Genomic DNA, 12189 nt, shown 5'->3' with positions numbered 1-12189 from the left:
GTATGTATTTTCACCACAAGTTAAGGTATACTGTGAAATGAAGAGCAATCTGTAAGGGTTAGTTGCAGAATATGGTGAGTTTACGCAGAGAAAAGATACAGTCACGAATTATCGTGACTGTATCTTTTTTTAAGGAGTGTTTCCACAACCCACTATATATAGGCTTTTCTTTTGTATGGCTAGTTCTTCAAAATAATATGGAGTATAAAATCGAAGTAAATATAAAGGAAATACGTTCGATACTTTTGTTGTCATTCCGTTCTTTTACTCTTTCTTTCGCACGATTTAACTTGTGTTCTATTTCTTGTATCAGGTATAATATGGCTAAGTAGCTTAGTACGGGTATGCTTAGCAAAATTGGGAAAAATTATAATTTAATTAAATTTTCATATCATATCGAATAAGATATTTGATTTATATAATGAAAGAGAGGTGAAACCTGGTTTAAAAAATAAACAAGGACATGATATCGCATAACGGTAAGGACATTCGTCTTGGACGGTGAAAATATGGTGGTTGTAGAGTTTCCCCTGGTGTCTCTGCAATTTTAGTGAAATCAGTGTTTGCAAGATTTTTAAACCAGGCAACAACATGAAGAGAAAAGAGAATGAGTCTGTTAAAGTATTTGCTCTTGGTGGAGTAGGTGAAATCGGGAAAAACATGTACTGTGTTGAAATTGATTCTGAAATCTTTATCGTAGATGCAGGGTTAATGTTCCCGGGAGATGAAATGTTTGGAATTGATATCGTTATTCCTGATATTACATATTTAGTGGAAAATCAAGAGCGAGTAAAAGGTTTATTTATTACTCACGGTCATGAAGATCATATTGGTGGAATTGTGTATGTACTTCGTAAATTATCTATTCCAGTCTATGCAACGAAATTAACAGTAGGACTTATACAAGAAAAACTTGGTGAAGCGGGCATGTTAGGCCGTGTAGACCTAAAAACAATCGATTCAAATTCAACAGTAGAATTTAACACTACAACGGTGTCATTCTTCGGAACGACACATAGTATTCCGGATTCTGTTGGCGTTTGTTTCCATACATCAAAAGGTGCAGTCGTATATACGGGAGACTTTAAATTCGATCAAACTCCAATTGGAAATAGTGGAGCAGACCTTGGGAAAATGGCGCAAATCGGAAATGAAGGCGTACTTTGCTTATTATCTGATAGTACAAACGCAGAGCGCCCAGGCTATACAGGTTCAGAAAAAGAAGTTGGTGTAGAAATCTCTAAAGTGTTCTATGGCGCAGAAGGTCGTATTATCGTTGCTTCATTTGCATCGAATGTACATCGTATTCAACAAGTATTTGATGCAGCTGCTGAAACAGGGCGAAAAGTAGCGGTAGTAGGACGTAGTATGGTGAAAGTAGTAGACATTGCAAGACGTCTTGGTTATTTAGATGTTCCAGAAGGTATGGTTATTTCATTACAAGAAGTAGACAACTTTCCAGAGAAGAAGGTAGCTATTTTAACGACAGGTAGTCAAGGTGAACCGATGGCTGCTCTATCTAGAATGGCAAAACAAGCACATAAACAAATTTCAATTCGTAAAGGTGATACTGTTATCATTGCTGCTTCGCCAATTCCGGGTAATGAAATATCTGTATCAAAAATTATTGATTTGTTATTTAGAGCTGGAGCTGAAGTTGTTTATTACGGCGAACGAAAAGTTCACGTGTCAGGTCACGGTAGCCAAGAAGAATTAAAATTAATGTTAAATTTAATGAAACCAAAGTACTTTGTACCCGTACATGGTGAGTTCCGTATGCAAAAAGCACATGCATATTTAGCTGAAGATGTAGGTATTACAAGAGAAAATATCTTTATCGTAGAAAAAGGCGATGTAATTGCTTTTGGTGACGATGAAGCGAACTTAGTCGGTAAAGTACAAGCTGGTAATGTTTTAATTGATGGATTAGGTGTAGGTGACGTTGGTAATATCGTTCTTCGAGATAGAAAGATGTTATCTCAAGATGGAATACTAGTAGTTGTTGTAACGCTTGGTAAAGATGAAAAGAAAATTATCTCTGGTCCAGAAATCATTTCACGTGGTTTCGTATATGTTCGTGAATCAGAAGCGTTAATTGAACGATCTACAGAGATTGTACGTATGATTGTTGAGCAGTCAATTAAAGAATATTCAATTGAATGGTCAATGTTAAAACAAAATATTCGTGAATTATTAGGACAGTTCTTGTACGAAGAGACAAAGAGAAAACCTATGATTTTACCGATTATTATGGAAGTATAAAAAGATCACCCTTATGGGTGATCTTTTTTCTTTTTAACCCTATCGAATGAAATTTATAACTTAAGAAATAATAGTTATATACGAGTGAAAGGGGATGCGAAATGACAGAGCGTGATCGATATACAAATGAAGAAAAAGAAGCTGAGCCAAAAGAAGCTGGAAAAGAGGCTTCAATAGTTGAAAAAATTCAACAGCTTGGACAGACAAATGTACCACAGATGAATGAATCACGTATTCATTGTTTAACGATTATCGGACAAGTGGAAGGTCATGTTCAATTACCACCGCAAAATAAAACAACAAAATATGAGCATATCATTCCGCAAATTGTTGCGATTGAACAAAATCCGAAAATTGAAGGTTTGCTTTTAATATTAAATACGGTTGGAGGTGACGTTGAAGCTGGGCTAGCAATTTCTGAAATGGTAGCTTCACTTTCAAAACCAACAGTATCTCTAGTTTTAGGTGGGGGACATTCCATCGGTGTACCGATTGCTGTTTCTACTGACTATTCGTTTATTGCGGAAACTGCGACGATGACAATTCATCCAATTCGTTTAACAGGTCTTGTCATAGGTGTGCCACAAACATTTGAGTATTTGGATAAGATGCAAGAAAGAGTCATTCGTTTTGTGACGAAGCACTCAAAAGTAACAGAAGATCGTTTTAAAGAGCTTATGTTTGCGAAAGGGAATTTAACGCGAGATATTGGGACGAATGTAATTGGTGGGGATGCAGTAAAGTACGGTCTTATAGATGATGTTGGCGGTATTGGAAATGCGATTCGAAAATTAAACGAATTAATAGATGTTCGCGCGGAAGATAGTACAGAAGGGACAATGCTACAATGATTTTATATACAATTATGCCAGAGCAACTTGTGTATCCGGCCGATTATTCACAATGTGAAAGTCAAAAAGTTGTAAATATAAATGGTGTGGAATTAATGGTTTCTGAAGAGGAACATGGATGTTATTCTATTGTACGTGTGCTAAGTACGGACCCACTTCACTATTTAGAGTTTGAGCCCGGTCAGAAAATAACCTTTTAGCAAAAAGAAGGATTTTGTTTAGAAGCTATGGTATAATATAAAAAACAAGACGGTTGAGCAGCCATGAGTAGGCTGCTTTCTTCTGTTTATTTAGCATTTTACAAGAAGTGTAAAAATAGAAGATATAAAGACCTGAAAAATAGAGAAAACAGACATATAAATAGAGCGTTTTGAGGGGAGCTTTATTTATATGTAGAACGCGAGGTGAAGAAATGGCAAAACAAAAGCAAAGAGGGACGAAGGCAAAGGCAAGGCGTACGATAAAGCCAACTTTGTATTATGAAATCGTCGGTTTAACTCTTTTTGCACTTTCAATCATTACGATTTTACAGCTAGGCGTTGTAGGAAAATCGTTTGTGTTATTTTTTCGCTTCTTCTTTGGTGAGTGGTACATAATTGGTGTGTTAGGTGTAATAGCTTTATCGGTTTCCTTTGTTATAAAACGCGGATGGCCGAACCTTTTAAATAAACGATTAATTGGATTTTATTTAATTGTATTGGCGATATTAATGTTTAGTCATATTACATTATTTAACCTTCTTACAAAAGATGGAGCAGTGCAAAATACTTCTGTTATTGTGAGTACGAAAGATAACTTCTTTCTTGAAATGAAAAAGGGGCCAGATAGCGTTCATTTAGGTGGTGGTATGTTTGGTGCGCTTATGTTCGCAACATGTTACTTCTTATTTGACGAAGTAGGAGCTTATATCATTGGTATTATTCTAGTTATTCTCGGTATACTTTGTATAACAAATAAGCATATTGGAGAAGTGTTAGCGCCAGTTGGTAGAATTCTTAGAAGTCAATTTCAAGTGATGCAAGGGGATTATAAAGATTGGAGAGCTAAAAGAACGGCTGAACAAACAGAAAAGAAAAAAACAACAAGAAGCACAAGAAGCAAACGTGCTGCAGAACAAGAAGAAATTATTGAGCCGATGGAAGAAATTTCAATTGATCCTCCGATTATTTCGAATTTCACTGAGAATTATCCTGTAAATGAAGAAGAGGATAAACGAATCGAAGTAGAGGAAGAAGATTTGATCACTTCACCGTTTATTGAAGAGACTCCGCCAATTGAAGAACCAAAGAAAAAGCGTGGAGAAAAAATTGTTGAATCGTTAGAGAGTGAAGCGCAAGCACCTCCTATGCAATTTTCAAATGTAGAAAATAAAGATTACAAGCTTCCTTCACTTGATATATTAAAATTTCCAAAGAATAAGCAAGTTACAAATGAAAATGCGGAAATTTATGAGAATGCTCGTAAATTAGAACGTACATTCCAAAGTTTCGGAGTGAAAGCGAAAGTAACAAAAGTACATAGAGGTCCTGCAGTTACAAAATATGAAGTGTATCCTGATATGGGGGTAAAAGTAAGCAAAATTGTCAGTTTAAGTGATGATTTAGCCCTTGCTTTAGCTGCAAAGGACATTCGTATTGAAGCGCCAATTCCCGGGAAATCAGCTGTAGGGATCGAAGTTCCGAACTCAGAAGTTTCGATGGTAACACTGAGGGAAGTGCTTGATTCTAAGGCTAATAACCATCCGGAAGAGAAGTTGTTAATTGGTCTTGGCCGAGATATTACAGGTGAAGCTGTATTAGCCCGTCTAAATAAAATGCCCCATTTACTCGTAGCTGGTGCGACAGGTAGCGGGAAAAGTGTATGTATTAACGGTATTATTGTTAGTATTTTAATGCGTGCAAAACCACATGAAGTAAAATTAATGATGATTGACCCGAAAATGGTAGAGTTAAATGTATATAACGGTGTGCCTCATTTGTTAACGCCAGTTGTAACTGATCCGAAAAAAGCATCGCAAGCATTGAAAAAAGTTGTGAGTGAAATGGAACGTCGTTATGAATTGTTTGCTCATAGTGGTACACGTAACATTGAAGGATACAACGATTATATAAAAGAGCATAATAGTCAATCAGAAGCGAAACAACCCGAATTACCTTATATTGTAGTAATTGTGGACGAGTTAGCAGATTTAATGATGGTTGCTTCGTCTGATGTAGAGGATGCGATTATGCGTCTAGCGCAAATGGCTCGTGCTGCTGGTATTCATTTAATTATTGCAACGCAACGTCCGTCAGTTGATGTTATTACGGGTGTTATTAAAGCAAATATTCCATCACGTATTGCATTCGCTGTATCTTCTCAAACAGATTCTCGTACAATTCTTGACGGTGGTGGTGCAGAGAAGCTACTAGGTCGTGGAGACATGCTGTTTATACCAATTGGTGCATCGAAACCTGTACGTGTACAAGGCGCATTTTTATCAGATGATGAAGTTGAGAGAGTTGTAGAATATGTCATTGGACAGCAAAAAGCACAATATCAAGAAGATATGATTCCGCAAGATGTTCCTGATACGAAGCAGGAAGTAGAAGATGAATTATATGATGAAGCGGTTCAACTTGTAGTGGAAATGCAAACAGCATCTGTTTCTATGTTACAACGTAGGTTTAGAGTAGGTTATACGCGAGCTGCTCGCCTAATTGATGCAATGGAAATGAATGGTGTAGTAGGTCCATATGAAGGTAGTAAACCGAGAGAAGTGCTCATTAATGATGTACAAGAAAAAAGTTCTTAAAAAAAGCCTAATTGTTTTTACAATTAGGCTTTTTTATATAGTGTTTTTGTTATATACTATACTCAGTAATAAAGAAAGGGCTTACATTCAGGAGTGCTCTTTAGAATACGAATACTTTGAGTATGTTTTATGTAAATGTTCGATATTTAATGCAGAAAAATGTTAGATTTTGTTGACACGTATGAGAGCAAGTGGTAAGATTACTTCGAAAAGAATCACTGCCTCATATAATCTTGGAGATAAGGTCCATAAGTTTCTACCTGGCAACCATGAATTGCTAGACTATGAGGGGAAAAGTGTGTAACAAAGGATGTAAAGGATCTTTGTGCCGAACTTTTTCTCGAAATGAGGAATGTTTATGGTGCAAAGTTTTTTTTATGCAATAAAGAGTGAAAATTTCATTAAAAAAAATTATTATTATTTATTCGACAATTACGCTTATTTTGGTGTTTAGTCATTTGTACTATGTTGTAAGTTGAAAAAAGAGAAAAGAAGTCTTACATCAGAGGTCGAATAATTGAAATGCGGGGGAGTCTTATGTCAGTAAAATCCGATAGTCGTCACCTATATCTACGGGTGATTGATCACATCAAAGAAAAAATTAAAGATGGGGCTTATAAAGAACGACAAAAGTTACCATCAGAGTTTGATTTAGCGAAAGAACTTGGCGTAAGTAGAGCGACTTTAAGGGAAGCGTTGCGTATTTTAGAAGAAGAAAATGTTGTCATTCGTAGACATGGTGTAGGGACATTTGTAAATGCAAAGCCATTATTTTCTTCTGGAATAGAACAACTTTCTAGTATTACAGATATGATTTCTAGTGTGGGGAAAACACCAGGAACAATCTTTTTATCATCATCTACTACAACTTTAACAGAAGAGGAAAAAGAGAAGTTTAATAGTGAAGATGGTTTTAATGCAGTGATGATTGAACGCGTACGTACAGCAGATGGGGAACCTGTTGTGTATTGTATCGATAAACTTGCAAAAGAAATATTGCCAGATTTATCGGGTTACAATGAGGAATCATTATTAACGGTGATACATAATAACACACATAAGCGCATAACATATGCGGTTGCCCACATTGAGCCAATTGGCTATCACCCTAAAATCTCACCGATTTTAGAATGTGAGCCTGAAACAGCACTGCTTGTATTAAAACAAATGCACTATGATCAAAATGATGAGCCAATCTTATATTCTATCAATTACTTTAGAGCTGATAAATTTAGCTTCCACGTATTAAGAAAGCGTATGTAGGTAAATTCCTTTTTAGGGAGGTGACAGCAAGAAGTAAGGAACAGCAGCGTAAGAATAAATAAATATATATCATTTTTGGAGGGGTTTCTAGTATGAAGAAAAAAGCAGGCCTTTTATTATCATTAACATTAGCAGCAAGTACAGTTTTAGGTGCATGTGGTAACTCGGATAAGGCGAGCAGTGACAAGAAAGACACGAAAGACAATAAAGACTTCAAGGTTGGTCTTGTAACGGATGTTGGGGGCGTTGATGATAAGTCATTCAACCAATCTTCTTGGGAAGGGTTACAAAAGTTTGGTAAAGATAATGGTTTAAAAGAAAAGACAAATTATCGTTACCTTCAGTCTGAAAAAGAGGCTGATTATATTCCGAATTTAAAAAAATTCTCGAAAGATAAATATGATTTAACATTCGGAATTGGTTATAAATTAGAGGGTGCAATTAAAGAAGTAGCAAAAGAATCGTCAAAACAACAATTTGCAATCGTAGATACTGTTGTAGATGCACCGAACGTAACGAGCATTACGTTTAAAGATCATGAAGGATCATTCCTTGTAGGTGCGGTAGCAGCTATGTCAACAAAATCGAATAAAGTAGGATTTGTTGGTGGAATGAAAAGTGATTTAATTAGTAAATTTGAAAATGGATTTAAAGCTGGTGCAAAGGCAGTAAATCCAAACATTGAAATCGTATCTGAATATGCAGAAGCATTCGATAAGCCTGAAAAAGGTACAGTTCTTGCTTCAGCAATGTATGGTCAAGGCGTAGACGTAATTTATCATGCTGCTGGTGGTACAGGTAACGGTGTGTTCACAGAAGCGAAAAACCGTAAGAAAAAAGGTGAAAATGTTTGGGTAATCGGTGTTGACCGTGACCAACATCAAGAAGGTATGCCTGAAAATGTAACATTAACTTCAATGATTAAACGTGTTGATGTAGCTGTAGAAAAAGTAGCTAAAGAAGCAAAAGATGGGAATTTAAAAGGTGGGAAAATTGAAGAGTTTGGCTTAAAAGATGACGGTATTGGTATTTCAAAAACAACTGATAACGTGAAAAAAGTTAACCCTGAAATTTTAACAAAAGTAGAAGAGCTTGAAAAGAAAATTACAGCCGGTGAAATTAAAGTGCCAGCTACAGATAAAGAGTATAAAGAATACGAAGCTTCTCTAAAAAAATAAATAGAGAAATAGCAAAGGTTAGTTCATAGAACTAACCTTTGTATGTATAAAACTTCCGAATTGTTTAATAAGTTAATAGTGTAATAGGGAATGTTCCCTGTTAAAAGGAGGAACACAATGGAATACGTAATTGAGATGAATAACATTACGAAAGTATTCCCAGGCATTGTAGCGAATGATGATATTACGCTGCAAGTAAAGCAGGGTGAGATACATGCTTTACTTGGAGAAAATGGTGCAGGGAAATCCACATTGATGAATGTACTATTTGGTTTGTACCAACCAGAGCAGGGTGAAATTAAAATTAAAGGTAAACCTGTAAAAATCACAAATCCGAATATAGCAAATGACCTTGGTATTGGAATGGTCCATCAACACTTTATGCTTGTTCATAATTTTACAGTTACAGAGAATATTATTCTCGGAAATGAACCGAAGAAAAAAGGGAAAATTGCTGTTGAGGATGCTGCTAAAGAAATTCAAAAACTGTCTGAACAATACGGTTTGGCTGTAGATCCATATGCGAAAATACAGGATATTTCAGTGGGTATGCAACAGCGTGTTGAGATTTTGAAAACTCTTTACCGCGGTGCAGAAATTTTAATATTTGATGAACCGACAGCTGTGTTAACACCACAAGAAATTCATGAGCTAATTCAAATTATGAAAAAGCTTGTACAAGAAGGAAAATCTATTGTTCTTATTACACATAAGTTGAAAGAAATTATGGAAGTTTGCGATCGTTGTACGATTATTCGTAAAGGAAAAGGGATTGGAACGGTTGACGTTGCAAATACGGATGAAAATAAACTTGCAGAATTAATGGTCGGACGTCAAGTGAATTTTAAAACAGAAAAAATAGACGCGAAGCCAAAAGAAGAGGTACTTTCAATTGCAAACCTTGTTGTTCACGATGCACGTCAACTACCTGCTGTAAAAGGCCTTGACTTAACTGTTCGTGCGGGGGAAATTGTTGGGATTGCAGGGATTGATGGAAACGGACAAAGTGAATTAATAGAAGCAATTACTGGTTTACGAAAAGTTGAGTCAGGTTCTATTGCAATTAAAGGAAAAGAAATAACAAATTGGCCTGTTAGAAGAATAACAGAAGAAGGAATTGGTCATATTCCAGAAGATCGTCATAAACACGGACTCGTTCTTGATTTTTCAGTTAGAGATAATATAGTTCTGCAAACGTACTATAAAAATCCATTTTCAAAGAAAGGGATTTTAAATTTCAGCAAAATTACAGAAAAAGCAAAGGCTCTTATTGAACAGTTTGATGTGCGTACACCTAGTGAGCAAACGTTAGCACGCGCTCTATCTGGGGGCAATCAACAAAAAGCAATTATTGCACGTGAAGTAGACCGAAATCCAGATTTATTAATTGCGGCACAGCCAACACGTGGTTTAGATGTAGGAGCAATTGAATTTATTCATAAGAGATTAATAGAGCAAAGGGATAAAGGAAAAGGTGTATTACTTTTATCATTAGAGTTAGATGAAATCTTAAATGTTAGCGATCGAATTGCTGTTATTTATGAAGGGGAAATTGTAGCAATAGTTGATGCGAAAGAAACGAATGAACAACAGCTTGGATTGTTAATGGCTGGAGGAACAAAGAAGGAGCAGGTGGGTACAAATGGCTAAAAAACTTTTAACAGAACGAACGATAAATATTTTAGTCCCAGTACTATCCGTTATTTTCGGCTTACTTGTAGGAGCGATTGTAATGCTAGTTAGTGGCTATGATCCAATTGTTGGTTATAGTGCACTTTGGACAGGAATGTTCGGCAGCGCAAGTGCGATTGGTGAAACGCTCCGTACAATGATACCGCTTATTCTTGCTGGCTTATCGGTGGCGTTTGCATTTCGTACAGGTTTATTTAATATCGGGGTAGAGGGTCAATTGTTAGTTGGTTGGCTTGCGGCGGTTTGGTTCGGTTATGCAGTCTCACTACCAGCGTTCCTTCATATTCCATTATCGATTTTATTTGCCGCATTGGTGGGCGGAATTTGGGGCTTCATTCCGGGATATTTAAAAGGGAAGTTTCAAGTGAATGAAGTTATTGTAACTATTATGATGAACTATATTGCGTTGTATGTAACGTATGACATCATTAAGCGTTTCTTACATGCGGGTAATGACAAAACGTATGATATTAAAGAGAGTGCGTCACTATCTTCAGACTGGCTTGCTTCTATTACTGACGGTTCACGTCTACACTGGGGAATTATTGTAGCAATTTTAATCGCTATTTTAATGTGGTTCTTATTAGATCGAACAACTTTAGGTTACGAATTAAAGTCTGTAGGATTTAATCAGCATGCTTCTCAATATGCAGGTATGAAAGTTTCTCGTAATGTAGTATTCTCTATGACAATTGCTGGTGCATTTGCGGGGATTGGTGGAGCGATGGAAGGATTAGGGACATTTCAGAGTATGACAGCGATGTCTTCGTTTACAGGAGTAGGATTTGATGGGATTGCCGTAGCATTACTTGGAGGGAATAATCCGTTTGGTATAATCCTTTCAGCTTTATTATTTGGTGGTTTGAAAAGTGCTTCCCCTCAAATGAACTTTGAGGCAGATGTACCGTCAGAGCTTATTAATGTAATTATTGCATGTATCATCTTCTTTGTTGCATGTAGTTATGTGTTAAGATGGGCGCTTACACGCATGAGCAAGGAGGGGAAATAAATGAGCTTTTTAGATATATTAGCCATTCTTGTGACGGGTACGTTATATACATCGGCACCTATCATTTTCACAGCACTAGGTGGTGTATTTAGTGAACGATCAGGTGTTGTAAATATCGGATTAGAAGGACTAATGCTATTTGGTGCATTTATTGGAGTTGTTACAAACTTATTGATGGGTGATACTTGGGGAACGATGACTCCATGGATTGCATTATTATTTGCGGCAATTGGTAGTGGATTATTTGCATTACTTCATGCGGTAGCTTCTATTACATTCCGAGCAGATCAAGTTGTAAGTGGTGTAGCCATTAACTTCTTATCTCTTGGTTTAACAGTATTTGCAATTAAGAAGATTTTTGATAAAGGGCAGACTGACTTTATTCAGTATCGTATTGAAAAGATTGATATTCCAGGCCTTTCGGATATTCCGGTTTTAGGGAAAATATTTTTCTCGAACGTACCAATAACGTCGTATATTGCCATTATTTTAGCATTCGTTGTTTGGTATGTTATTTATAAAACACCGTTCGGTCTTCGTCTACGTGCTGTTGGTGAACACCCAATGGCAGCGGATACGATGGGGATTAATGTATATAAAATGCGTTATATTGGAGTCTGTATTTCAGGAGTGTTTGCTGGAATCGGTGGAGCGATTTTTGCAATGTCAATTTCTAATAACTTCTCAGGGGCAACTATTACAGGACAAGGTTTCTTAGCTTTAGCTGCTATGATTTTTGGGAAGTGGAATCCACTAGGCGCATTAGGTGCAGCTCTATTCTTTGGTTTTGCGCAATCTCTAAGTGTAACGGGCGGAACAATTCCTGTATTAGATCAAATTCCAAGTGTTTTATTAACGATATTACCATATGTATTCACAATATTAGCGCTTGTTGGTTTTGTAGGTCGTTCTGAAGCTCCGAAAGCATTAGGAACTCCTTATGAAAAAGGAAAACGATAACTATTTTATAAGTATAAAAAAGCTCGCACATTAGTGTGGGCTTTTTTACATAGAATATATTTAATACGGAATTTTACTATGTTCCTTACATATTAAAGTTTTTAGAAAGAATCATATGTAAGCATAATAAGGGAGAAAAGTTGATTTTTTATTTCTAAAAACTGTATATTGAAGAGGAAT

The 12189-nt window shown here is 36.3% G+C and carries 9 protein-coding genes and 1 riboswitch; all 9 genes read left to right on the top strand.

Annotated features, from left to right (window positions below; all coding sequences use genetic code 11):
* Positions 1 to 591 precede the first annotated feature (591 nt).
* Positions 592 to 2262 carry a ribonuclease J gene (locus tag ACQGS6_RS05655; protein ID WP_000823096.1) on the top strand — a complete coding sequence of 557 codons (1671 nt, stop codon included), beginning with the start codon at positions 592 to 594 and terminating at the stop codon, positions 2260 to 2262.
* Positions 2263 to 2363: 101 nt separating this feature from the next.
* Positions 2364 to 3113: a translocation-enhancing protein TepA gene (gene tepA, locus ACQGS6_RS05650; RefSeq protein WP_000139806.1), complete on the top strand. Its 750-nt coding sequence runs from the start codon at positions 2364 to 2366 to the stop codon at positions 3111 to 3113.
* Positions 3110 to 3313, top strand: coding sequence for a YlzJ-like family protein (locus tag ACQGS6_RS05645; RefSeq protein WP_000605020.1), 204 nt, complete (start codon positions 3110 to 3112; stop codon positions 3311 to 3313). The genes tepA and ACQGS6_RS05645 overlap by 4 nt, the downstream gene beginning before the upstream one ends.
* A gap of 212 nt (positions 3314 to 3525) precedes the next feature.
* Positions 3526 to 5907: a DNA translocase FtsK gene (locus tag ACQGS6_RS05640; RefSeq protein ID WP_001118776.1), complete on the top strand. Its 2382-nt coding sequence runs from the start codon at positions 3526 to 3528 to the stop codon at positions 5905 to 5907.
* A 203-nt stretch (positions 5908 to 6110) separates the two neighbouring features.
* Positions 6111 to 6212, top strand: a riboswitch (purine riboswitch).
* A gap of 232 nt (positions 6213 to 6444) precedes the next feature.
* Complete coding sequence (locus tag ACQGS6_RS05635) at positions 6445 to 7170, top strand: GntR family transcriptional regulator (protein ID WP_000114182.1); 726 nt, start codon at positions 6445 to 6447, stop codon at positions 7168 to 7170.
* Positions 7171 to 7262: 92 nt separating this feature from the next.
* On the top strand, positions 7263 to 8348 hold the full coding sequence (locus tag ACQGS6_RS05630; RefSeq protein WP_000725771.1) for a BMP family lipoprotein: 1086 nt from the start codon (positions 7263 to 7265) through the stop codon (positions 8346 to 8348).
* 117 nt (positions 8349 to 8465) lie between these two features.
* On the top strand, positions 8466 to 9998 hold the full coding sequence (locus tag ACQGS6_RS05625) for an ABC transporter ATP-binding protein (protein ID WP_000456907.1): 1533 nt from the start codon (positions 8466 to 8468) through the stop codon (positions 9996 to 9998).
* Positions 9991 to 11049: an ABC transporter permease gene (locus tag ACQGS6_RS05620; RefSeq protein ID WP_001085254.1), complete on the top strand. Its 1059-nt coding sequence runs from the start codon at positions 9991 to 9993 to the stop codon at positions 11047 to 11049. The genes ACQGS6_RS05625 and ACQGS6_RS05620 overlap by 8 nt, the downstream gene beginning before the upstream one ends.
* The gene (locus ACQGS6_RS05615) at positions 11050 to 12009 is read left to right on the top strand and encodes an ABC transporter permease (RefSeq protein WP_000008857.1); all 960 of its coding nucleotides are present in this window, start codon (positions 11050 to 11052) and stop codon (positions 12007 to 12009) included.
* Positions 12010 to 12189 lie beyond the last annotated feature (180 nt).

The sequence above is a fragment of the Bacillus sp. GMs2/2 genome (genome assembly GCF_050172095.1).
In the GTDB taxonomy this organism is placed as follows: domain Bacteria; phylum Bacillota; class Bacilli; order Bacillales; family Bacillaceae_G; genus Bacillus_A; species Bacillus_A cereus.
This window is presented reverse-complemented; position numbering and strand designations above follow the sequence as displayed.

Coding starts and splice junctions, on each gene's coding strand:
- ACQGS6_RS05630 (WP_000725771.1), top strand. CDS start 7,263: ATGAAGAAAAAAGCAGGCCTTTTATTATCATTAACATTAGCAGCAAGT.
- tepA (WP_000139806.1), top strand. CDS start 2,364: ATGACAGAGCGTGATCGATATACAAATGAAGAAAAAGAAGCTGAGCCA.
- ACQGS6_RS05655 (WP_000823096.1), top strand. CDS start 592: ATGAAGAGAAAAGAGAATGAGTCTGTTAAAGTATTTGCTCTTGGTGGA.
- ACQGS6_RS05635 (WP_000114182.1), top strand. CDS start 6,445: ATGTCAGTAAAATCCGATAGTCGTCACCTATATCTACGGGTGATTGAT.
- ACQGS6_RS05620 (WP_001085254.1), top strand. CDS start 9,991: ATGGCTAAAAAACTTTTAACAGAACGAACGATAAATATTTTAGTCCCA.
- ACQGS6_RS05625 (WP_000456907.1), top strand. CDS start 8,466: ATGGAATACGTAATTGAGATGAATAACATTACGAAAGTATTCCCAGGC.
- ACQGS6_RS05640 (WP_001118776.1), top strand. CDS start 3,526: ATGGCAAAACAAAAGCAAAGAGGGACGAAGGCAAAGGCAAGGCGTACG.
- ACQGS6_RS05615 (WP_000008857.1), top strand. CDS start 11,050: ATGAGCTTTTTAGATATATTAGCCATTCTTGTGACGGGTACGTTATAT.
- ACQGS6_RS05645 (WP_000605020.1), top strand. CDS start 3,110: ATGATTTTATATACAATTATGCCAGAGCAACTTGTGTATCCGGCCGAT.